This window comes from Candidatus Borrelia fainii (genome assembly GCF_027925085.1).
In the GTDB taxonomy this organism is placed as follows: domain Bacteria; phylum Spirochaetota; class Spirochaetia; order Borreliales; family Borreliaceae; genus Borrelia; species Borrelia turicatae.
Genome location: NZ_AP027070.1, coordinates 476,737 through 500,956, shown reverse-complemented (window position 1 = coordinate 500,956; position 24,220 = coordinate 476,737). Strand labels below are relative to the sequence as shown.

Below are 24,220 nucleotides of genomic sequence, written 5' to 3'. Positions count from 1 at the left end.
ATTCTATATATACTATTATCATTTTTATTATTTATGTTCTACAATAGAATATTATTAATATACACTAATTAAGAGAAAATTGTTATGAAAATAATATCCATTATTAATCAAAAAGGTGGTGTTGGTAAAACCACCAGTGCTATAAATATTGCCTATTCAATCACAGTACTTAATAAAAAAGCTCTTCTAATAGACATTGACTCACAAGGTAATACTAGTAGCGGTGTTAATATTTTAAAAAAAGAAGTTACAAATTCAAGTTATGAACTTATCTATAAAAAACAAAAAATTACACCTACTAAAAATTTTAACTTGGATATAATTCCTTCAAGTCTTAAGCTAGCACTACTTGAAAAAGAATTAATACATGAAATTTCAAGAGAAAATTTTCTAAAAAATGCTTTAGAACAATATAAACAAGATGACTATGATTTTATCATTCTTGATTGTCCTCCTACTCTCTCAATACTTACAATAAATGCCCTTGTTGCAAGTAAATATCTTTTAATACCAATAGAAACAGAATTTTTTGCATTTGAAGGAATCAATCAATTATTAGATACAATAACTGCTGTCAAACAGATAAATAAAGAACTAGAGATTACTGGTGTATTTATCAATAAATATGATATTAGAAACAAAAGCAAAGAAAAATATATTGATTATCTAAAAAAAGTATTTAAAGAAAAATTTTTAAATACTAAAATAAGAAAAAATATAAGTATTTCCAAATCTCAAGAAAAAAACATACCAGTATATATGTATAACAAAGAAAGTAATGCAGCAAAAGACTTTTTAGAGCTTACAAAAGAAATAATGGAAAAAATCAAAGGATAAAAATGTCAGACAATCTAGACACTTTAATGGCTTTAATGGGCCAAAAGTTAAAAAATAATGCAAAAGACGAAAAAATTTTGGCAAAACAAGAATTAATTATCATTCAAAACAAAAATTTTAAATATGAAAAATTGGATAAAGAAATATCCGATTTTTTAAAAATGAAGCAATACGAGATTTTCAACATATTCAACAATACCTACACAGAAATTGGAAAAATACTAAAAGAGACACAAGAAAAACTACGTGGAAATAATCAATATGATGGTCTTTTTTACAAATGGTTTACCAGTATGGGATTTAAAAAAGATAAAGTTTACTCATTGATATCAAGATATGAGTTGCTTGTCGAAAATTCCGACAAGCAACTCATAATAAACAATTTACCACTATCACTCTCATATGAAATTTCTAAAAAATCTTGTCCTACTCATTTAAAAATGGAAGTTCTTAATGGAAAAATAAAATCTTTAAAAGAATTTAAATCACGTTATCAAAAAGATGAATACAACAAAAAAAATCTTGAAATAAACTTTAATAAAGCACAACTTAAAAGAGAAGACATTATAAAACTAATAGAAGTACTCTTAAAAGAACTAGAAAACATTAAAAACATTAAATTAGATAAAATAGAAAATAAAAAAGAATTTTTGATTATTTTAAAAGACATACGACAAAAAATAAATATCATAAAAAAAATTACTTAATACTCTCAAAAATAGAAATAATTCTTTTTAAATCAGAAGATGTAAAATAACTTATTTCGATCTTCCCTTTTTCTTTGCTTCCCTTAATACTTATTTTAGTTTGTATTCTGCTTATTAAAAATTCTTTAACACTATTTAAAAAAGGATCTCTTAAAATTTCTGATTTATCATTAATAGGTTTATAAAAATTTTTAACATAATTTTCTGTTTCTCTAACGGACAATTTTTTTTTAATGATTAAAAGATAAAGCCCATATCTATCCTGACTATCCTTTAACGACAATAAAACCTTAGCATGGCCCAATGATATTTCTTTTTTATGTAAAGAATTTAATATTTCTTGTTCAAGATCCAAAATTCTAACCAAATTAGCAACGTGAGACCTATTTTTACCTATTTTTTCAGACAAAGTTTTTTGAGTTAAAGAATGTTTATCCATAAGATTTTTATAAGCATATGCCTCTTCAACAGGAGTCAAATTTTCCCTTTGAATATTTTCAATTAAAGACATAAAATCTTTGTTCTTTTTAGTTGTCTCTATCTCTATTATAGAGATTTGCCTCATACCAGCTAATTTAGCAGCTCTAAATCTTCGCTCACCTATTACTAAATTATATCTACCATTATCATGAAAAACAACAATAGGTTGCAATATTCCATTTTCTCTTATAGAGATACTTAATTCTTCAAGCTCAACAAGATTAATAGACTTTCTAGGTTGCGACTTATCCACATCTACAAGATCAATATCTACCATTTTAAAAGTCTCACTCATTTTATCAAAAACCTCCTTGTAATAATACAAAATTTTATAAAGTTGTTCTATGTCAATTTCAACTAAAAAAAATAACAAAAAAAAAGAATGTTCCACGTAGAACATTCCAACAATACAAATAATATTAATTGATCATTTAATAAATTTTGAAACAGATATCAATTTATCCTCATCAAGAGATAATACTTGCATTCCTCTAGCATCCTTACCTTGCTCAGATATTTTATCAACCAATGTTCGTAAAACTTTTGAAGTCTTACTTACAAGTAATATTTCATCATCCTGTACAACTGTAATAGCATCAACAACTTCACCTGCCTTTTCATCGGATTTCTTATAGCAAGTATAACCAGTAGCTCCTCTTTTAAGCTCAGTCACTCTAGATATTTCTAATCTTTTTCCATATCCATTCTCAGAAACAATTAAAAGATGGGATCCTTGTTTTGCTGATAACGCCTTAATAAGCATATCACCCTCTCTTACTTTCATACCAGACACACCCTGAGTCCCTCTATGTGTAAGTCTAATATCATTTGAATTAAATGCAAAAGCATTGCCCCTCTTAGAAAGACAAATAATTTTATCATTCTTAGAAACAATCTCAGCACTTGTAACAAAATCCTTATCATCCAATTTAATGACAATAACGCCTCTTGATTTAACTGTTTTAAAGCCCTCTGTTTCAATACGAGCTATTTTTCCATTTGCTGTTGTTATTAATAAGTAATTATCCAGAGATAACTCATTGCAATTTTTAATAGCCAATATCTCTTCTCTTTCTCCCAAATTAATAAGCTCACGAATATTTTGTCCCTTTGAAGTTCTAGAAGAATCCTTAATTCCATAAGCATTAATTACATAAAGCTTTCCTTCATTTGAAATCATAAGTAAAAAGTCATGGGTATTCACACATAAAGCAATATTAACTTGATCTTTATCTTGTAAGTCAAAAGAACCAAGGCCCTTACCACCTATACCTTGAAGTTTATACTCATCTTGTAAGATTCTTTTAATGAAACCCTGCTTTGTAAGAATAACAATAACATTTTCCCTCTGCATTAAATCTGACATACTAGTTTTTAAAACCTCCTCATCATAAATTATTTTTGTTCGGCGCTCATCGCCAAATTTTAAACTTAAATTAATAATCTCTTCCCTTACAATATTAACAACTCTCTCTGGACTGACAAGAATATCTTCATAATCTTTTATTAAATCCAAGACAATTTTAAACTCTTCTTCAAGTTTCTCTATCTCAAGAGATGTCAATTTCTGTAATTTCATATCCAATATAGAATTAGCTTGAATTTCTGATAAATTAAATTCCTTAATAATACATTCTTTAGCATCTTTTACAAATCTAGAAAATCTTATTATTTTTATTACCCTATCAATATGTCTTAAGGAAACATTTAATCCTTCAAGAATATGAGCCTTTTCTCTTGCCTTTTTTAAGTCAAACTCTACCCGCCTTCTAACAATTTCCTTTCTATGATCAATAAATTCAGATATAAGTTCTTTTAAATTTAATTGTTTTGGAATACCATTAACAAGAGCCAAGTTATTTATGCTAAAATTTTTCTTAAGTTCAGTATATTCATAAAGCAAATTCATAACAACATGAGGATCAAAACCTTTTTTAATTTCAAGAACAATTCTAATACCTTCACGGTCAGATTCATCCCTTATATCAGATATACCTTCAAGTTTTTCTTCTTTTATTAAGAATGCAATTTTCATAAGCAAGGAAGATTTGTTAACAGCATAAGGTATTTGTGTAATTATAATAGCAATATGATCTTCTCTCTTTTCTTCAATATGATACCTAGACCGAATAACAACACTGCCCTTCCCCGTTGTATAAGCCTTAACTAAACTTTCATTATAAATGATTTCAGCATAAGTAGGAAAATCTGGTCCTTTAACTATTGAAATTAAATCATACACAGAAACACTATCATGATTTAACATATAAACTATGGCATCACAAATTTCTCTCAAATTATGTGGAGCCATATTTGTTGCCATTCCAACAGCAATTCCACTAGAACCGTTAACCAAAAGAAATGGAAAAGCAGCTGGTAAAACTTCAGGCTCAAGCAACGAATCATCATAATTGGCTCTAAAATTAACAGTTTGCCTATCGATATCTTTAACAAGTTCTTCAGCTATTTTTGCCATTCTAGCTTCAGTATACCTCATAGCAGCAGGAGGGTCTCCATCAATAGAACCAAAATTCCCCTGTCCGCTTACTATAGGATATCTTAACGAAAAATCCTGTGCAAGCCTTACAAGTGCTTCATAAATTGACTGATCACCATGAGGATGATATTTACCAAGAACATCTCCAACGATTCTTCCAGCCTTCTTAAATGCTTTATCAGCCCTAAGTCCCATTTCATGCATTGAATAAAGAATTCTTCTGTGAACAGGTTTAAGACCATCTCTCACATCAGGAAGGGCTCTTGAAACAATAACAGACATTGCATAATTTAAATAAGAGGTTTTAACCTCATCTTCTATTTTTATATTTAATATTTGCTCTTTATCTTCTTCAATTGCCATTAATGCTCCAATTACACATCAAGATTTACTACATCAAGCGCATTCTGCTCAATAAATTCTCTTCTGGGCTCAACATCATCTCCCATAAGAGTAACAAAAATATTCTCAGCCTGTATAGCATCATCTATCTTTATTAATTTCATTTTTCTAGTAGCAGGATTCATAGTGGTTTCCCAAAGTTGTGTAGGATTCATTTCTCCAAGCCCCTTATACCTTTGAAGACTAATTTTATCCCTTTTGCCAGTCTCGATAGATCTTAAAAAAACTTCTTTTTCCAAATCATCATAAAAGTAATAAACACTATTTTCATACTTAATTTTATAAAGAGGTGGCATAGCTATATATACATGTCCATTATCGATTAACTCCCTCATGTAACGAAAGAAAAAAGTAAGAAGCAATGTTCGAATATGAGACCCATCAACATCGGCATCAGCCATAATAATAATCTTATGATAACGAAGTTTTTCAATATAAAAATTCTTTCCAACACCAGCACCAAGAGATGCAATTATTGGAATAAGCTTATCATTTGTAATAACCTTCTCTTCTCGTGTTTTTTCAACATTAAGCATTTTACCCCACAATGGCAAGATAGCTTGATAAAACCTATCTCTTCCCATTTTTGCACTTCCTCCTGCAGAATCCCCTTCCACAATATAAATTTCCCTTTCAACCGGGTTTTTAGATGCACAATCTGCCAATTTGCCAGGCAATGCCAAGCTTTCAAATGCACTTTTTTTTCTCTCAGACTCTCTTGCTTTTCTTGCAGCCTCACGAGCACGAGCAGCTCTTATTGCCTTATTAAGAATAATATCTACTTCTAAAAGATTATCACCAATAACTTTCAAAAGCTCATCATGTACAATAGTTTCAACAATTTTCTTTATATAAGAATTTCCCAATTTTCCTTTAGTTTGACCTTCAAATTGAGGTTCTGGAACCTTAATAGAAATTACCGCTGTTAAACCCTCCTTAAAATCATCTAATGTAAGATTTGGAACATCTTTTTTGTTTACCTTTGAATCCTTAAAAGCTTCACTCATGGCCTTTAAGAAACCAGTCTTAAAACCAGCAACATGAGTTCCTCCTTCTCTAGTATTGATATTGTTTACAAACGACAAAATATTATCAGAATATCCTTCAGTCCACTTAAGTCCAACACTAACAATAACATCATCATAAGTTCCTTCAATAAAATAGGGCTCATTTTGAATATTTTTGCTATTATTTGTTATAAAATCTACAAAAGCTTTTATTCCACCTTCAAAACAAAATTCTAAAAATCTCTCTTTTCCCAATCTCTTATCTTCAATTGAAATTCGTATCTTATCATTTAAAAATGCAAGTTCCCTCAATCTCTTTGACAAAGTTTCAAAATCATAATCCAAGGTTTCAAAAATTTCAGAATCAGCTAAAAAAGTAACTTTAGTACCCCTATTAGAACTTACCCCAACAATTTCAACCCCAGATGTTGAAATACCCCTGGAATAAGTTTGCTTAAAAATTTTTCCATCCCTGCTTACAACAACTTCCAAAAAAGATGATAAAGCATTAACAACCGAAATCCCAACTCCATGAAGTCCACCAGAAACCTTATAAGTACCTTTATTAAATTTTCCTCCAGAATGTAGCTTAGTCAAAACAAGTTCAAGAGCACTAATTCCTTCCTCCTCATGAATATCTGTAGGAATTCCTCTACCATTATCATTGACTGTTACAGAATTATCTGAATTTATAACAACTTCTATTTTATCGCAAAAACCCGCTAAAGCCTCGTCAATACTATTGTCAACTACTTCATAAACCAAGTGATGCAATCCATTAATTGAAACAGATCCAATATACATTCCAGGCCTTTTTCTAACAGCTTCAAGGCCCTTTAACACTTGAATATTACTAGCAACATAACTCATAAAACTTCCACACAATTAATCATAATATAGATATAAGCAAATTTTACATTAAAAACAATATAATATCTATTAAATAACACAAATTACAAGAGACATTCTACTTGACTTAAAATCAATAAAATTTCAAGACCCACAAATAGTTAAGATAATGTTCCAGTTCATTATTATACTATATACTTATACATACACAATACTAATAATCAAAAAGATATAATGATAAAAAGCCAAAATCGATGAGGATAAGATATGCAAGAGGGAAAAAATATATGGAGCTTAATTTTAGCAGCAATAAGGAAAGAACTTTCTGAAGAAGAATTTTATATATGGTTTGAAAATTTATATTTTATAGATGCAACTGATGAGAGTATAAAAATATCTGCTCCAAATTCTTTTCACAAAAACCAAGTAGAAAAAAGATTTTCCAAAAGAATAAAAGAAATTCTCACTGAAAAAGGCCATAATACAATTAATGTTGAATTTATAAATCCACCAAATGAATCTAAGACTCATAACATAGAATTAAAAAACACTTCACTTAAAGACATTTCTATGCAACAAACTTCACCTGAAAAAAAAACAATACTGAACACTCACACAAAGAACATAATAGAGCATACAAAACACTACGTTATAAAAGAAGAGATTCATACAAAATATAAAAATCCTTTTCTTAAAAAGAAATACACATTTGAAAACTTCATTATAGGTCCAAATAATAAACTTGCATATAATGCAAGCTTATCAATTGCAAAAAATCCTGGTAAAAAATACAATCCATGTCTAATTTATGGTGGAGTTGGTCTTGGCAAAACACATTTACTTCAAAGTATAGGAAACAAAACAGAAGAATTACATAAAGAATTTAAAATACTTTATGTAACTGCTGAAAATTTTTTAAATGAATTTGTAGAAAGTATAAAAACAAATGAAACAAAAAGATTTAAGAAAAAATACCGACACCTAGATATGCTATTAATAGATGATATTCATGATTTACAAAAAAAAGAAGGTATACAAGAAGAGCTTTTTCACACTTTCAATGCTCTTTATGAAGACAATAAACAAATGGTATTTACATGCGACAGACAACCCTCAGAACTCATCAATTTTACAGATAGATTAAAAAGCAGATTTACAAGGGGACTTAATGTCGACATATCAAAACCAAACTTTGAATTAAGAGTGGCAATTATAGAAAAAAAAGCAGAAGAAGATGGAATAAAAGTCCCAAAAAACATTCTTAACTTAGTTGCTAAAAAAGTTACAACAAATATAAGAGATCTTGAAGCAGCTGTAACAAAATTAAAAGCTCACATAAGCCTTGAAGATATAGAAATCGACACTAGTATAGTAGACAAAATAATTAAAGAAATAATAGCTTATGAAAACGATAACACAAATACAAATAACACAATTAACATTGAAAGTATAAAAAAAGTTATCTTAAGGGAATTAAAACTTACAAATAAAGACATTGAAGGCAACAGCAAAAAACCTGAAATCACAAAAGCAAGACACATTTATGCTTATCTTTTGAGGAATTTTACAGAGCTTTCAACAATTGAAATAGGTAAAATCATTGGGGGAAAAACCCATTCAACAGTACTTTATTCAATAAATAAGATAGATAAAGAGAGAAACAATGACATAGAAATTAACAATTTAATCATAGAACTTATGAACAAAATCAACAAAAACTAACAAAATCTATAAAATTCAAAATATTTTTGAACAAATTAAACAAACAATTCATCAAAAAACATAAACAATTAAACATATATTATTCCTTATAAAATAAAAAAATAAATAGAATTAGACAATTAGACAGCTTTCTACTAATACAACTACATAAAATATAATAAAAAATACATGCAATAAACTAAATAAAAATTGCATTAATAAAAGCCAAGAAGTGATAATATAATACAAGGAGGTAGAACATTGAACGAAAAATTTATATTGTGCGATACAGAACAGATTTCAAACGAAATTGACAAAGCCAAAAGTATAATTTTAAATAGGAACATAAATGACATTTGGAGTGCAATATTACTCGAAGTAAAAAATTCCAACCTCAAAATAAAAGCAACAGATAGGAATATCTTTTTTGAAAGCACAATCCCAATTGTTTCGGCGGAAAATTTTAAAGTATTAATCAATGCTTCAAACTTTTCAGACGCAGTAAAAGCATTAAATTTGTACAACGAGCTAAAAATAAAGTTTATAGAAAATGAAAGCAAATTAAGTATTATTGGCGAGTTAGAAAATAAAAATAACAATTCAATAAACGATCATTTAAGTGAACCAATTTTTTCTAGTGAAGAGATTGAAATTTACAATCATGATATAAATGAAGAAACTTACAATTTAACAATTGAGTTAACCCAAAGGGAATTTAAAAAAATTATAAACAAAGTTTCGTTTTCAGCTTCACATGATGAGTCCAAAAACGTTTTAAATGGAATTTATTTTACAAAAGACAAAAACTCTGCATTGACATTTGTTTCTACCAATTCGCATAGACTATCTGTATATAAAACAGATTTAATATTTGAGGAAGATATCAATTTTATAGTTCCTGTCAAAATGGTTAATCTCTTAAGGCAGATGATGGTAGGAGAAGGTATTATAAAGCTCAATGTCTCTGATAAAAAATTTTGTGTCAAATTCAATAATTATAAAATAGTTTGCAGTTTGATAAATGGAAACTATCCTGATTATGAAAGTATCATACCAAATGAACAGCAAAACAAAGCATTAATCGATGTTAGCATTTTAAAAGATAGGCTTTCAAGGGTAAGTTCTTACACAGATAAAAGGTCTAGAAAAGTTATTTTGAATTTTACAGGTAATCAACTAAGACTTATGGCAGAAGATCCAATTACAGGAAGAAAGGGTGAATTTTTTGTACAAAGTCCTAATTATGATTATGAAGGAAGCGATGAAGTTGTAGCTATTAATAGTGCTTATTTTACTGAAGCAATGGGTGTATTTGATACTTCAAAGTTAGAGATAAAATTTAGTGGAGGAGGTATATTGAAATTAAGTGAGCCTTCAAATTCTGGTTTCATTCACTTGATAATGCCCATGATATTAAACTAAAATTTTTTTTGTTGGCAAGATGGTAAAGAAAGTAGAGTTCTTTAATTTTAAGAATATAGAAAATCAGGTCATTAATTTTGATTTTAATAATATTTATTTTTGCGGAGAGAATGGTTCAGGTAAGACTAATATCCTTGATGCTATTTATTGTCTTGCTTTTGCATCTTCTTTTTTAGTTAGTACTGATAGGGAACTTATTACATATGGCAAGACCGAATTTTATTTAAAGTGTCTCTATGATACTGAAGGGAAGGTTGGAGAAATTGGTTTATCTTTAAGAAATGGAAAAAAAGAAATAAAGGTTAACAATAGTATTGTAAAAGATAGAAAAAGTTTGATATTAAATATTCCATCAGTTATTTTTTCAAATTATGATACTGACTTTATCATTGGAGCTCCTGCTAAGAAGAGATGGTTTTTTGATCAGGCAATAAGTTTTGTTTCTTTAAGTTATTTAGATTCTCTTAGGAAATATCGAAAAATTTTACAGCAAAGAAATTTGATTTTAAGACAAGGTAATAAAGATTTACTTAAAGTTTATAATGAAACTTTTGTTGATTTTGCTTTTGAGATAACAAAAATGAGGGAAAATTTTATCAAGCATTTTTATGAGTTTTTTAAGTATTATTATTCTTTTATTTTTGATGTTTCTTATAGTTTAGAGATTAAATATTTACCTTCTGTGAAATGTTCTAAAAGGGATGAATTTTTGCAAACTTTACTTTTAAAAGAACAAGATGAACTTTACAATGAAAGTACTTTAATAGGTCCACACAGAGATTTATATGAGATATTAAGTGGTGAGAGAGTATTTACTCATCATTCTTCAACAGGGCAAATCAGGGCACTTGCTTTAATTTATAGACTTGTTCAGGTCATTATGTTTAATAAGCGTTTTGGTATAGCTCCCATTTTGCTTTTTGATGATGTATTTTTGGAATTAGATAGTGTTAGAAGAAAGAGAATTTTTGATATTTTACCAAAAAATTCTCAATGTTTCTTTACTTTTTTAGATGACTGTTATGATATTAAACAAGGCAGTAATTTTATAGTATACAGGATTAAGAATGGAAGATTTGAGCTTTAAAAAGGCTTCTTATGTACTTAAAAAATATTTAAATACGGATATATGTGCTAATGAAAAGCTAAATGCCAGTTTTATATTGTCTAAAAATTGGCAAATTATATTCAAAGATCTTGCAGATAGAGTAAAATTATTGAATTTGAAGGATAATAAGATATTATTTGTTTCTGTTAAAAATTCAAGTGTTTTATATAGTGTTTCTCTTAATAGATCAAAAATAATAAAATTAATAAAAGAGTCTACAGGTCTTGAAATATTGGATATAAAGGTTTTGATAAGATGATTTTGTTGACAATTGTATTTGTATAATATAATATTGTAGTGTTTAACTTATATCTTATGACTAAAGAATGTTTTTAATTGGAGGATTTTTTTGAAGAGAACTTATCAGCCGAGTCGGGTTAAGAGAAACAGGAAATTTGGATTTAGGGCTAGGATGAAAACTAAGGGCGGAAGGCTTATTCTTGCTAGAAGAAGAGCTAAGGGGAGATCAAAATTAACTGTTTCTGATGAAAAAAAGAAATATTAGCATAAAATCAAAGGTAAAAATTCAGGAGCTTTTTAAAAAAGGTAGATTTATTAAGATAGAAGGAATTAACATATTTTATGAGTTTACAAGCTTATCAATCTCTAGAATGATTGTTACTTTTCCTAAAGTTTTTAAAGGTGCTGTTAAGAGAAATCGTGTTCGGAGAATTTTTAAGGAATGTTTTAGGAAACAGTTAGCTTTACTTGAAAATAGGTATGTTGACTTTATTTTTGTAGTTTATCCTCAAAGAGTAGATGTTAATTATTGTGAAGTTGATACTATGTTAAAGAATATAATTGTGCATGTCATGAAGAGGAAAGTGTGAGTAAGAGTAAAAGAATTTTAAAAGCTATTTATTTGTCTTTATTTTTTATTGGTATTTTTATGCTTGTTGATGATGTCTTTTTCTCCAGAAAATCCCCTTCTGTAATGGAGAGAGAGATTGGATTTAATTTAGATAGAGATTTTGATATTAAGCATAATTCAATTGATGAAAATGATACTTTAAGTTTAAGTGCTAATTCTAAAGAAATTGGTGTTGAGACTGGTATATATTATGCTACTTTTTCAACATTTGGAGGTAATCTAGTTTCTCTAAAGCTTAAAGATCATTTGAATTTAGAGAGAAATCCAACAGAAATGGTTAAGGTTAATATGGAAAGGGAAGGTCTTTTTTATATTACCTTTGATAACTTAACTAAAAGTTTGTTTTCATATGACAAAATAAATGATTATACACATGAGTTTAAGACCAAGTTTGAATATAATGAGAAATATTATGAGTATATAAAGAGATATACGTTTTCAAGCAAAAATGAATATTTAATCAAGCTTGAAATTTTTTTAAATAATGTTGATGCTGATGATAATTTTGATATTGATTTTTATAAATTTGTATTAAGTTCTGATATTGAAAATTTAAGCGAGAGAGGTAAACTGCAATATAATAATTATTTATCTCAAAGTATTTATTATGATACTAAGCTTAGATATGGTAAAGATGGTTTAAGTGTTATTAAGCCTAAGTGGGTTGGTTCAAGCACTAAATATTTTGAAGTTTTAGTTTCAAAAGAAAATATGAATGTTGAATTCAAACAAGAAAATAAAGTTTTAAAGACTTTTATTTTAAACAAAATAGTTGACTCTAATATTAATGATATCTTTTATATTTATGCAGGTCCTAGAGATAATGCATATTTAGATATTTTTAATAAAAATAATTTAAATAGTTTTGGTTTATCTGATGTTAAATTTGGAATGTCTGTAGAGAAAGGCTTGTTATACTTTATTCAAGTTCCTATGCAATTAATAATGCAAATTTTTTATGATGCTATTCCTAATTGGGGCCTTTCAATAATTTTTTTGACAATTGTTGTAAGAATACTTATATTTCCTTTGACTTTCAAGAGTTTTAGGGCTACAGCAGAACTTTCTAAGTTACAGCCAAAAATGAAAGAGATACAAGTAAAATTTAAAAATGATCCTAAAAGATTAAATGAGGAAATGGGTAAACTTTATAGGGAAGAAGGTGTTAATCCTCTTGGAGGATGTTTGCCTATTCTTTTACAACTACCTGTGTTTTTTGCTCTTTATGGGCTTGTAAATAACTTCTTTTTGCTAAGGGGGGCTAGTTTTATTCCAGGTTGGATTGATGATTTGTCAATTGGTGATAGCATATATTATTTTGGGTATAAAGTTTTTGTATGGACTGATATTAGAATTTTACCTTTTATCATGATGATTACTCAGTTATTATCTACAATAATTAGTTCTAATGTTAGTTTTAAAAATCTTGGATCACAACAGAAATTTTTATATTTTGGTATGCCTATTATGTTTTTTTTCATACTTTATGATATGCCATCAGGACTTTTAATCTATTGGATTACAACCAATATTTTTACTATTTTGCAACAATATTATATAAAGATGAATGTATCTGAAAGGAGGAACAGATGAGTTATGAATTTTATGGAAAAACAGAACAAGAAGCAATTAAAAAGGCAATGAGAGATCTTGATTTAAGAGAAGGTGAGTTTGATGTAGAGATTTTAGATAAGGAAAAGGTTGGATTTTTATTTAAAAAAGAGATGATTAAGATAAAAGTGTCTCCTCATGTGAAAGAGGACATACTAAAGTCTAAGGCCCGGATTGATGAAGGTATTTATGATAAGATTTTGGATTTTATTAAAGGAATGATAAATAAAATGGGTTATTGTGTTGATTTAAAGATTGAATCTAGAGAAGATGAGTATATTAAGATTTCTATTGATACAGACAGTCCAAATATCTTGATTGGAAGAGAGGGAAGAAATTTAGATGCTTTACAACTTTTGGCAAATGTTTATATGTCTAGGCTTATTGGAGACAATGGTATTTTTAATAGGATAGTATTAGATATTGAGGATTATAGAGAAAGATTTAAATCAAGATTTATTAATTTGGCAATCAATTCTTTGCATAAGGTTAAAAGGAGTAGACGTTCTATTCTTTTGCCAACAATGAATCCTTTTGAGAGAAGAATTATTCATACTACTTTGAATCGTTATAGTGATATTAAAACAGAGAGTGAGGGAGATGGAAATTTAAAGCGAGTTAGAATTTCTTATGTTAAGAATGGTAAATATAATAATTTCCGTAGTTATCAAAAAAGGGATTTTAATGTTAAGAAGTAAGGGTTTTTCTTTCTATATTTGTAAGTGGATGATTTATATTCATATGTTTAGATTCTACTTAAGCTATTGATATTTAATTGATAGATGTTTTGTAGTTATAGGTATTAGGGTAATAAATTTATTATTTATTTAATTTAAGGGGATTATTATATGAGAGTCTTTTTAACGGGTATTGCAGGATTTATTGGGTTTCATGTTGCCAAGAGGCTTGCTGATAATGGACATGAAATTTTAGGTGTTGATGTTTTAAATGATTATTATGAACCTGATTTGAAATATGAGAGATTAGAAGTTTTAGGATTCGATCGTAAGAATATAGGTAGTGGAAGAGTTATTCAAAGTAATAAATATAATAATTTAAGTTTTATTTATCTTGATATTTTAGATAAAGATAAAGTCTTATCTCTCTTTTCTGATTATGAATTTACGCATGTTTGTCATTTGGCAGCTCAGGCTGGTATTAGAGATAGTATTGAAAATCCTGATAGTTATATTTCAGTTAATATTGTTGGTTTTTTTAATGTGTTGGATGCATGCAGAATACATAAAAGTCATATTGAGCATTTTGTTTATGCCTCAACATCTGCAGTGTATGGAATAAATAAAAAGATGCCTTCAGATGAGGATAGCATTACAGATCATCCTTTAAATTTATATGCGGCTAGTAAAAAGTCTAATGAAGTTATAGCTCATGCTTATAGTTCATCTTTTAATATTCCAACAACAGGATTAAGATTTTTCACAGTTTATGGGCCTTATGGACGACCTGATATGGCATTATATTTATTTGCAGATGGGATTATAAAACAAACCCCCATTAATATTTTTAATAATGGGGATATGGCTAGAGACTTTACGTATGTAGATGATGTTGCAGATGGTGTTTATAGTGTACTTAAAAAACCAGCTGAGAGTGATGGTAATTTTGATGTACAAAATCCCAATTCTTCAAGCTCCCTTGCTCCTTATAAGATATACAATATAGGTACGGGACATTCTACTGAACTTTTGGAGTTTGTTAATGAGCTTGAAACGAATCTTGGAAATAAAGCTTGTAAAAATTTTTTACCTATGCAAAAAGCAGATGTTGTGAAGAGCTGTTGTAATATTTCGAGACTTAAAAATGATTTTGCTTATGAGTCCTCAACCTCTATTAAGGAGGGGATAAAAAAATTTGCAAATTGGTATAAATCTAAGATACTTAAGTAGTATGTTGTTCTGTATTTATTTTTTTGAAATTTTGTTTTTTTAAATTAGGGTCAGTTTTAGGTTTTAAGGTATATAATATAAGATACATGTCATTTTATGAGGAAGGAGGTATTATAGGTGGGTGTGTTAGATAAGATTAAGCCTGGAGTAGTTTATGGTAAGGCGTTACATACTTTATATGAAATATGTAAGAGTGAAGGATTTGCTATTCCTGCAATTAATTGTGTGGGTACAAATTCAATTAATGCTGTTTTGGAAGCAGCAAAAGAGATTAATTCTCCTATCATGATACAGTTTTCAAATACTGGTTCTGCTTTTGTTTGTGGTAAGGGACTCAATATCGAAAAACCTCAGGGGACTTCTATCCTTGGAGCTATTTCTGGTGCTATGCATGTTCATTTGCTAGCAGAACATTATGGAGTGCCTGTTGTTCTTCATACAGATCACTGCGCAAAAAAATTAATTCCTTGGGTTGAGGGGCTTTTGGAATATGGAGAGAAATATTATCAAGAGCATAAACGTCCTTTGTTTTCTTCACATATGTTAGACTTGTCTGAAGAGCCAATTAAAGAAAATATTGAAATATCAAAAAAGTTCTTAGATAGAATGTCCAAAATTGAAATGTTTCTGGAAATTGAGCTTGGAATTACTGGTGGTGAGGAAGATGGCGTTGATAATTCAGATAGGGATCAACATGAGTTATTTTCAACCCCTGAAGATATTTATTATGGATATTCTGAACTTATGAAAGTTAGTCCTAATTTCCAGATTGCAGCAGCTTTTGGAAATGTTCATGGAGTTTATAAGCCTGGAAATGTTCAGCTTACCCCTAAAGTATTAAGAGATGGACAAAATTATGTTATATCAAAGACTAATTCAAGTAATCCAAAGCCTGTTTCATATGTGTTTCATGGGGGTTCTGGCTCTACAATAGAAGAGATTCATGAAGCACTCTCTTATGGTATTGTTAAAATGAACATTGATACAGATACTCAGTGGGCTGCTTGGGAAGGTATATTGAGTTATTATAGGAAGAATGAAAATAGATTACAAGGGCAACTTGGTGATGGTAGTAATGCGGATATTCCAAATAAAAAATTTTATGATCCAAGAGTGTGGCTTAGGGAATCTGAGATTAGCATTAAGGAACGTGTAAAACTTGCTTGCAAGAGTCTTAATAACATTAATAGAAATTGAAATAAGTATAATTAAAAACTTGAACTTTGTCGCCTATAAGGGCGACTTTTTCATTTTTTTGTATTTATTATACATAAATGGGCTTATTTTTGTATTTAAATGTTAAATTTATTCCCATCATCATTATGTTTGTTATTTATCAATAATATTTATTGAATATTTATTTAAAATTATTGAATATTTGTTTAATATTTAAATAGAATGTTTTGTATGAGCTTTTATATAAATTGATAAAAAGGGGTTTTATATGTGGTTAACAAATTATAAGAAAAATTTTCTGGATTTTTTGAATGATGATTTTGATTTTATGAGTCCTAAAGGTGTTCATGATATTCCAGTTAATATTAAGGATGAGGGTAAGTCATTTATTCTTGAAGCTTACTTACCGGGGATAAAAAAAGATGATATATCAATTTCAATTAAAAATGATTATTTGACAATAAGTTATGAGAGTAAGGATGAATCAGAAGAGAAACATGATAAGTACTTAAGAGTAGAGAGAAGAGATCTCTCTTTTGTAAGAAGTTTTAGGTTATCTGGGAATATTGATCAAGATAAAATTAAATCAGAACTAAAAAATGGTGTTTTGCAAGTTAAGCTTCCTAAAAAGGCTGAAGTTATTGAGAAAGCCCAAGAGAAAAAAATTGCGATTGAATAAGTTTGGTGCAAGGATGCTTTGGCATTCTTAATTTTTATAATCTTCAATTGTTAAATTTAATTCTCTTAATTGTTCGTTTGGAATCTTTGAAGGAGATTTGTCAAGTGGGCTTGCTGCGAATGAATTTTTTGGGAAAAGTATTACATCTTTTATTGAATTTGAATGTGTCATTAGCATTAAGAGCCTATCAATTCCAATGGCTATTCCACCATGAATGGGAGCTCCATATTCTAATGCTTTTAAAAAGAAACCAAATCTCTCTTCTGCTATTGTGTCTTTAAATCCCACTATGTTAAAAATTCTTTGTTGGAGTTCTCTTGTGTGCACTCTAATTGAGCCTGAACCAAGTTCCATGCCGTTTAATACAAGATCATAAACTTCTCCTAAGACTTTACTTGGATTGCTTTCTAAATTGTGGATATATTTTTGTTGGGGAAGTGAGAACATATGATGGGCTGCTTTATAGCTTTTTGTGTCTTCATCGTACTCAAATAGGGGAAAATCATAAATCCATAAAAATTCAAATGTGTTTTTGTTTATAAGGTTTAGTTCATTTGCAATTTTGATTCTAATTTGTCCCATGGCTTTGCAAGCAGTTTCCCATGAATCAGCTATAAAAAATATTATGTCGTTGTTTTCAAGTGAGTAGGTTTGCAATAAAGTTTGTTTTATTTTATTTAAAAATTTGGCAATGCCCCCTAAAAATTCATTATTTTCTATTTTTGCGAAATAAAGACCACTTGCTTTGTAAATCTTAACATGTTCTTCTAAATTATTAATTTTGCTTCTTGAAAAATTATGAGCTTGATTTTTTATTATAAGTGCTTTTATTGTGCCTTTATTTTGTAATATATTTTTAAAAACATTAAATGAGGATTGTTTAAAATGTTTACTCATGTCTTGTATTAATAATTCATACCTAATATCTGGTTTATCGCTTCCATATGTATTCATTGCATGTTTATAAGTCATTCTTTTAAATTTTTTGGGTAAATTAATGTTTAGTGTGTTTTTAAAAATGGTGAAGATGAGATTTTCCATTAATTTAAATATATTTTCCTTCTTTATAAAACTCATTTCAATGTCAAGTTGTGTGAATTCTGGTTGTCTGTCACCTCTTGAGTCTTCATCTCTGTAGCATCTAGCTATTTGAAAGTATTTGTCAAGTCCAGCTATCATTGTGAGTTGCTTATAAATTTGTGGTGATTGTGGTAGTGCGTAAAAGTGCCCTTTATGTATTCTTGATGGGACAAGAAAATCTCTTGCGCCTTCTGGGGTTGATTTGACAAATGTTGGGGTTTCTAATTCTAAGAAATCTTTTTTTGTTAAGTAATTTCTAATTGTATGTATTACTTTGCTTCTTAATATTATTTTTTGTTTTTGCTCTTCACGTCTTAAATCTAAATATCTATATTCAAGTTTTGTATTTTCATTTGTATTGTTGTTATCTTCGATCATAAAGGGCAATTCATTACATCTTGAAATTATATTTATATTCTCTGCAAGTATTTCAAATGCTCCTGTTTTCATTTCTTTGTTTACGAGATTTGAAGGTCTTAGTTCTAACTTTCCTTGAACTTTAATGCAGTATTCCATCTTTATTTGAGATGTTATCTTTAAAAGCCTCTCATCGTTTACAAGTACCTGTGCTTCATCATACCTATCTCTAAGATTTATAAAGGTAACTTTTCCATGATGTCTTATTTTTTTTACCCAAGCATTGATTTCTATCCTTTGGTTTATAAGTTTATCGTTTATTTGATTGCATTTAATGGTTTTGAACATAATTTATCCTATTATTATATTATAAATTTCTTTATCAGTTTTAGCTTTAAGCATTTCTTTTTTATTAGAATCAACCTTACCCACAATCGATGCTAAAATGCGTGGATAATTAACATATTCTTTTGCTGGGTATAGTATTAATATAAATATATGACTTAAATTTTTATCAGTGGCATTAAAGTCAATCCCATCATGACTGATGCCGATGGCAATATGCATTTTTTTAATTAAATTGGTCTTTAAATGAGGTATTGCAAATCCTTCTTTAAGGGCTGTAGTTATTAGCTTTTCTCTTTCCATTAAGTCTTGTAATATTATTTCTTTGTCAATTTCAACTTTTATTACACTTAATAATTCTCTTAATACTTCGGTTTTATTTGTTGCTTTTAATTCTAAAATAATATTTTCTTTTTTAATTCTTTTGTTTAAAGCAATGTTACTGCGTATTTTATCATAATTGATTGAGTAGTTTAATTTTTGTGTCTTGACAGAAACAGTTTTAACTTCTTCAGTTATTCTCTCTAAGTTTAAAATAGTTTCTCTAAATAAATCTTGTATGATGATTAAGTGTTTGTTTGGACATTCAAATGTAATCTTGCTTCCCTCTCTTTTTATGGATAGTGAAATGTCATTGTATCTTGCGTTTATGTATTGTGAGAAGTCATTTTTTATTTGTTGAGTGAAAAATCCCTCTTTCCTTAGTTCATTTTTTAATTCCCATACAAGTATTTTTGTTAGGTTGTCATATTTGAATGATACTGTGATTTGAGTATTTTGCTCTGTTTTCATTTCTTTCTTTAATCCATTTTTATTTATTTGGAATAAAATATTTATTATTGGTGTTACAATGATTGTTGGCAAAAAAACTATGATTATTATTATTCCAAATATTTTTTGACTTATAAATCCAGAAGAGAGTGCTAAGTTTGCAATAATTAATGATATTTCACCTCGTGGAACCATTCCAAAAGCTATTCTTAGTGCACCTAGTTTGTTAAATCCTAAAAAACATGATGGAATGAAACAATATATGAGTTTTGTTGCTATGGCTATGAGGCTAAGCAAAGTTCCAAGAATTAAGACTTCTTTTGATAATATTACATTAATTTCGGCCATAAGCCCTATTGATGTAAAAAATATTGGAATAAAAAACCTTTCAAATATTGTTAATTTATCTTGAATTACACAGACAATATCCGTTTTTGACATGGCGAGTCCAAATATGTAGGCTCCAATTACAAATGACATTCCTAAATTTTGAAAAAAGCTTGCAACGATGAACGTAAAAGTGATAGTTATAACGGTTGCTAGGGTAACACTATTGAAGCTTTTGAGTAATTTTGAAATTGGTTTTGATAACAAGATCAGTATGAATGTTAAACAAAACCAAATTATTATATTCTTAATTGTGGCTGTAATTGAGATTGCAATATCAAGATCCGATAGTGATCTTGATATCGTTATGACACTTGTGAGCATAATCATTGAGAGGACATCATCAATTATTGAAGTTGATATTATTGTAACTCCTTCTGATGTACTTATTTTTTTCTTAGCTGAGAGTATACTTGCAGCAATTCCTGCAGAAGAAGGTGTTGCAATAATCCCTATAAAAAGAGCTGTAGGACTTATTAATTGTACATCAAACAAAATGGCAGATATTAGTACAAAACTTGTAAAAGTACCAATAACTTCCGTTATTCCTATTAATCCTCCACGTGGTAAGAATTTAAGGAATAATTTTAAATCTGTTTCAAGACCTGCCATAAAAAGTAAGATAATTGAAGCTATTGTTGATATTGCAAATATTTCTTCATTTATTAAGTAATGATCACTAACACTAATGATTCCTAGTGGGAATAATAAAGGAATTTTAATTTTGCCAAGAAATGTTGGACTTAAAAGTATGCCTGCTGTTATTTGTCCTATTACTTTTGGGATTCCAAATTTGCTTACTAAATTTCCAAGTATATTGGCTGATATTACAATGATTGCTAAACTCATTATGAAAGAAGAAATTTTGGCGTCGATATTATGGCCTGTATCTTTCATATAGTTTGCCGTTCCAAATAAAAGAATAGGATTTATGATAAATAATATTTTGTATAAGATTTTCTTATTCATTTTTGAATCTCTTTTTTAAAGTTCGATTTTAATAACTTTGATAGTATATCAATGATTTCAGTTTCTTTTTTTCCATTTGCGATGATTTTTATTTTTTCTTTATATATAACTCCAAGTATCATAATTTTAACTGTAGATTTGGCATCAGCTTCTCTTCCATCTTCTGTAACCAATTTTACATTACAAGAAGGGTATTTGCTTGCAATTTCTGCAATCATGCTTGATGGCCTTGAATGGAGACCTTCTTTGTTATTTATCTCAATTGTTATTGCTTGCATTTAATTTTACTTGTTTATTTTACTGTATATTTTTTATTTTTTTCTTTATTTGCTGTATTTTGCAGTCTTTCTATTAAGCGTTCTATTAAAGCATATAATTCTTTGCCATGTTCTGTAATATGTATTATTTTCCCCCAATTAAAGTGAAGATGAGCATCTATATCAAAGATATCGTTTTCTTTTTTTATTGTAATTTTGAGACTTTCTGAATTTTGTTTAATATGTGTTCCAATTTTTTCTAATTTTTTTACAATAAAATCTTCTGTATGCTCGCTTAAATGATAATTAATAGCTTGTATTTTAGGTTCCATAAATTTCTCCTTTAAATTTTAATTCATTCCTACACTTATTGATAGTTCTTTTTGAAATGTTGATTCCTTTAGATTTTAGTATATCAAAAATTTGATTATCTACCATATTTTATTTTGTTCCAATGTTTTCTTTATTATTAGTTTAATGCTTGATTTTGAAAATTCATTTGTTTTAACATTTTTGACTGAATTAAATAGTTTTTTAATTGAGATTGAGCCTTAGTTGAATTTTAAGTATTTATTTTTTATTATTCTTGATACAATTGATTTTGATAGATTAATTTTTCAAATATATCAGCTAATTTTATTAATCTTAAGCACTTAAAGCTTTTTAGTAAGAATTGTTTTTTTAGTGTATATGTTGATATACCTATTTTAGCTAATATTTTATCTTTGTATTTTAAAGATTCAATTAACCATTTTGATTATTTATATTTTTTTATAAATTTTTAATTTTTATCTTCAGTTTATTATCTTTATTTATAACAATTGTATCTAGTTCAATATAGTCATTTGTATTATTTTTGTATTTAAACTTGAATGTGATATTGGGGTTAAGCTTAAGTTGAATTGTGTCAAGAACATCGTTTAATCTTGAGTGCTGATATTAAGCTTTTCTTTTAGCTTATTTTGAGTATTTTTAAGTAAATCTGCTCTTTTAAAAATTTTAGTTATATTTGTATTTAATTTATGATATTTTGCTTGTAATATTAATGATTTTACGATGTTAGATACATCAATTTCTCTTGGCTCAAATTGTTGAATTGCTTTGATCATTTTATTTATTTGGTGTTGAGATTCTTTTTTTGAAGAAGTCATAAGGGTTGATTATATAAAATTTTTTGCTGTTTAGGTGTTTTATTATGATTCCTCCTATGTTAATCTTAGTTTCACTGAGTCTTTGAATTTGTAGTTGTAGTAAGCGGTGTCCTTTAAGAGAAAATTTTGGTGATGTTTTAGCCGGTGCAATTTTACATTATACTTTATTATTATCATTTTTGTAGAAAATTTTTCTAAATTTATAAGTTATAAGTTTTTAGTGTCTCGAAAAATATTTTTGAATCTACTTGAAGGCATTCATTACTTTCAATTTAGTCTAATATAATTTTTATTAATTCTTGTTTGTTAAGATTTAGAATTTTGATTGTATTAATTTGTGTTAATTTTAAGTTTTCTTTAAGCATCTTTACATAAAAATATATAATATTCCACTAGATATGATTAGTATTGCAGGGGTAATATTTTTGTAAAATAATAAAATTATTAAGTTTAATCCTGCAAGTGTAAAACTTTTTAAAAATTCTGTATCATTGTAGCTTATTTTAAAAAATATACTTTCAAATAGAATGATTATTGTCATTATCCATAATGCTATAATTACAGGTCTTAAATTTTTAAGGTAATAATTTAAGAAATTTATCTTATGCAGTGTTAATGTTATAAAGGTAATAATTAATATGGGTGCCGTTATTAAAGCTATTGTGGCAATTATTGCACCAGTAATTCCAGCTACTTTGGTGCCAACATATGTTGCTATATTGGTAGCAACAGAACCTGGAGTAATTCTAGATATTGTAATGATATTGATGAATTCTTCTTTTGTTAACCATTCTTTATTATCAATGATTTCTTGATTGATAATCGTTGCAATTCCATTTCCTCCACCGAAATTTAAAATTCCTATTTTGAAAAATGTAATGAATAAATTTATTAGAATCAAATTTATACCTTTTTTTGAAATATTTTTTGTATTGTATATGTTATAGAACATATAAATAAAATTATTATCAGTATATATGATATATCTATATGAAATTTATATAATGTATATGTTATTAATAAGCATGTTATCCATTTTGTTATTGATTGATTTAGCATTTTTTTTGAAAATTCAAGTATGATTATTGACATTATTATTGTTGATGATATTTTTGCACCTTCAAGGAATTTTGTAGCGTAGATGTTATTTGAGTTTAAATTTGCATAAAGGGCTATAATTGTGATTACGAATATGGATGGTAGGATTCCAGCGATAGTTAACATAATTGCCCCTTTAAATCCTTTAAGTTTTTTACCAATTAAGAATGCAAAATTGATTGCTGTTACCCCGGGAACTACGTTTGATGTTGCAAGTATTTCATTGAACTCTTTATCAGATATTAGCTTTTTTTTATTGACAATCATTTTTTTAAGTTCGGATATTATTAATAATCCCCCACCAATTGTAATGGTTGTTATCTTTAGTACAAGATAAAATAATATTAGTAATTCATATGGTGTTTCTTTTGTTTTATCCATGCACCTTTTATCCTAACTTAAAGAGTATATAGATTAAATTACATTGTATCACAATAACTATGTAATATTTATTAGTATAAGTGCTTTTGTATATTAATTTTTTGTTTTAGTGATAGGTCTTTTAAAGATTGTATTTTTCTTTTATTTTTTTATATTATAACCATAGTAGC

General features: G+C 27.9%; 24 protein-coding genes. 13 read left to right on the top strand and 11 right to left on the bottom strand.

The genetic code is table 11. From position 1 onward, the window contains the following. Positions 1-84 precede the first annotated feature (84 nt). Entirely contained in the window at positions 85-837 is a 753-nt protein-coding gene (locus QMG63_RS02300) for a ParA family protein (RefSeq protein ID WP_281861366.1), read from the top strand. 2 nt (positions 838-839) lie between these two features. Then, on the top strand, positions 840-1,544 hold the full coding sequence (locus QMG63_RS02295; protein WP_281861364.1) for a hypothetical protein: 705 nt from the start codon (positions 840-842) through the stop codon (positions 1,542-1,544). On the opposite strand, the gene QMG63_RS02290 is transcribed toward QMG63_RS02295, so the two are convergent. The 3 genes from QMG63_RS02290 to gyrB all read right to left on the bottom strand — a co-directional run bounded on the left by QMG63_RS02290 (position 1,537) and on the right by gyrB (position 6,800). Continuing rightward, on the bottom strand, positions 1,537-2,319 hold the full coding sequence (locus QMG63_RS02290) for a ParB/RepB/Spo0J family partition protein (RefSeq protein WP_281861362.1): 783 nt from the start codon (positions 2,317-2,319) through the stop codon (positions 1,537-1,539). The genes QMG63_RS02295 and QMG63_RS02290 overlap by 8 nt on opposite strands. Before the next feature lie 132 nt (positions 2,320-2,451). Next, positions 2,452-4,884: a DNA topoisomerase (ATP-hydrolyzing) subunit A gene (gyrA, locus tag QMG63_RS02285; RefSeq protein ID WP_281861360.1), complete on the bottom strand. Its 2,433-nt coding sequence runs from the start codon at positions 4,882-4,884 to the stop codon at positions 2,452-2,454. An 11-nt stretch (positions 4,885-4,895) separates the two neighbouring features. Then, positions 4,896-6,800, bottom strand: a complete 1,905-nt coding sequence (gyrB, locus tag QMG63_RS02280; protein ID WP_281861359.1) for a DNA topoisomerase (ATP-hydrolyzing) subunit B — start codon at positions 6,798-6,800, stop codon at positions 4,896-4,898. A gap of 246 nt (positions 6,801-7,046) precedes the next feature. On the opposite strand from gyrB, the gene dnaA reads away from it, so the two are divergent. The 11 genes from dnaA (at position 7,047) to QMG63_RS02225 (ending at position 17,254) form a co-directional block, all read left to right on the top strand. Next, a complete protein-coding gene (gene dnaA, locus QMG63_RS02275; RefSeq protein WP_281861357.1) occupies positions 7,047-8,501 on the top strand; it encodes a chromosomal replication initiator protein DnaA in 1,455 nt (484 codons plus the stop codon). A gap of 240 nt (positions 8,502-8,741) precedes the next feature. Continuing rightward, positions 8,742-9,902, top strand: coding sequence for a DNA polymerase III subunit beta (dnaN, locus tag QMG63_RS02270; RefSeq protein ID WP_281861355.1), 1,161 nt, complete (start codon positions 8,742-8,744; stop codon positions 9,900-9,902). Positions 9,903-9,921: 19 nt separating this feature from the next. Then, the gene (recF, locus tag QMG63_RS02265; protein WP_281861353.1) at positions 9,922-10,989 is read left to right on the top strand and encodes a DNA replication/repair protein RecF; all 1,068 of its coding nucleotides are present in this window, start codon (positions 9,922-9,924) and stop codon (positions 10,987-10,989) included. Further along, positions 10,970-11,269: a DciA family protein gene (locus tag QMG63_RS02260; RefSeq protein ID WP_281861351.1), complete on the top strand. Its 300-nt coding sequence runs from the start codon at positions 10,970-10,972 to the stop codon at positions 11,267-11,269. Before recF ends, QMG63_RS02260 begins: the two co-directional genes overlap by 20 nt. 90 nt (positions 11,270-11,359) lie before the next feature. Further along, entirely contained in the window at positions 11,360-11,515 is a 156-nt protein-coding gene (gene rpmH / locus QMG63_RS02255) for a 50S ribosomal protein L34 (protein WP_011772387.1), read from the top strand. Next, on the top strand, positions 11,496-11,840 hold the full coding sequence (gene rnpA, locus QMG63_RS02250; protein WP_281861349.1) for a ribonuclease P protein component: 345 nt from the start codon (positions 11,496-11,498) through the stop codon (positions 11,838-11,840). Before rpmH ends, rnpA begins: the two co-directional genes overlap by 20 nt. After that, positions 11,837-13,474 (top strand): membrane protein insertase YidC, encoded by a 1,638-nt coding sequence (gene yidC, locus QMG63_RS02245; RefSeq protein WP_281861347.1) that lies wholly within the window; start codon positions 11,837-11,839, stop codon positions 13,472-13,474. Before rnpA ends, yidC begins: the two co-directional genes overlap by 4 nt. Then, complete coding sequence (gene jag / locus QMG63_RS02240; RefSeq protein ID WP_281861345.1) at positions 13,471-14,190, top strand: RNA-binding cell elongation regulator Jag/EloR; 720 nt, start codon at positions 13,471-13,473, stop codon at positions 14,188-14,190. The genes yidC and jag overlap by 4 nt, the downstream gene beginning before the upstream one ends. Positions 14,191-14,340: 150 nt before the next feature. After that, on the top strand, positions 14,341-15,399 hold the full coding sequence (locus tag QMG63_RS02235) for an NAD-dependent epimerase/dehydratase family protein (protein WP_281861343.1): 1,059 nt from the start codon (positions 14,341-14,343) through the stop codon (positions 15,397-15,399). 117 nt (positions 15,400-15,516) lie between these two features. Then, positions 15,517-16,596: a class II fructose-bisphosphate aldolase gene (gene fbaA, locus QMG63_RS02230; RefSeq protein WP_281861341.1), complete on the top strand. Its 1,080-nt coding sequence runs from the start codon at positions 15,517-15,519 to the stop codon at positions 16,594-16,596. 247 nt (positions 16,597-16,843) lie between these two features. Continuing rightward, positions 16,844-17,254 carry an Hsp20/alpha crystallin family protein gene (locus QMG63_RS02225; RefSeq protein WP_281861339.1) on the top strand — a complete coding sequence of 137 codons (411 nt, stop codon included), beginning with the start codon at positions 16,844-16,846 and terminating at the stop codon, positions 17,252-17,254. 27 nt (positions 17,255-17,281) lie between these two features. Here the strand turns inward: QMG63_RS02225 and aspS are convergent, their stop codons facing one another. The 8 genes from aspS to QMG63_RS02185 all read right to left on the bottom strand — a co-directional run bounded on the left by aspS (position 17,282) and on the right by QMG63_RS02185 (position 24,050). Further along, positions 17,282-19,039, bottom strand: coding sequence for an aspartate--tRNA ligase (gene aspS, locus QMG63_RS02220; protein WP_281861338.1), 1,758 nt, complete (start codon positions 19,037-19,039; stop codon positions 17,282-17,284). Positions 19,040-19,042: 3 nt separating this feature from the next. Beyond that, the gene (locus QMG63_RS02215; protein ID WP_425592809.1) at positions 19,043-21,091 is read right to left on the bottom strand and encodes a cation:proton antiporter domain-containing protein; all 2,049 of its coding nucleotides are present in this window, start codon (positions 21,089-21,091) and stop codon (positions 19,043-19,045) included. A gap of 68 nt (positions 21,092-21,159) precedes the next feature. Next, positions 21,160-21,441: an HPr family phosphocarrier protein gene (locus QMG63_RS02210; protein WP_281861333.1), complete on the bottom strand. Its 282-nt coding sequence runs from the start codon at positions 21,439-21,441 to the stop codon at positions 21,160-21,162. Positions 21,442-21,455: 14 nt separating this feature from the next. Further along, positions 21,456-21,752, bottom strand: coding sequence for an HPF/RaiA family ribosome-associated protein (locus QMG63_RS02205; protein WP_281861331.1), 297 nt, complete (start codon positions 21,750-21,752; stop codon positions 21,456-21,458). Continuing rightward, positions 21,742-21,858, bottom strand: coding sequence for an RNA polymerase factor sigma-54 (locus tag QMG63_RS02200; RefSeq protein ID WP_281861329.1), 117 nt, complete (start codon positions 21,856-21,858; stop codon positions 21,742-21,744). Before QMG63_RS02200 ends, QMG63_RS02205 begins: the two co-directional genes overlap by 11 nt. A gap of 482 nt (positions 21,859-22,340) precedes the next feature. Beyond that, on the bottom strand, positions 22,341-22,571 hold the full coding sequence (locus tag QMG63_RS02195; protein ID WP_281861327.1) for an RNA polymerase factor sigma-54: 231 nt from the start codon (positions 22,569-22,571) through the stop codon (positions 22,341-22,343). A 367-nt stretch (positions 22,572-22,938) separates the two neighbouring features. Beyond that, positions 22,939-23,472 carry a chromate transporter gene (locus QMG63_RS02190; protein ID WP_281861325.1) on the bottom strand — a complete coding sequence of 178 codons (534 nt, stop codon included), beginning with the start codon at positions 23,470-23,472 and terminating at the stop codon, positions 22,939-22,941. A 2-nt stretch (positions 23,473-23,474) separates the two neighbouring features. Continuing rightward, the gene (locus tag QMG63_RS02185; RefSeq protein ID WP_281861323.1) at positions 23,475-24,050 is read right to left on the bottom strand and encodes a chromate transporter; all 576 of its coding nucleotides are present in this window, start codon (positions 24,048-24,050) and stop codon (positions 23,475-23,477) included. Positions 24,051-24,220 lie beyond the last annotated feature (170 nt).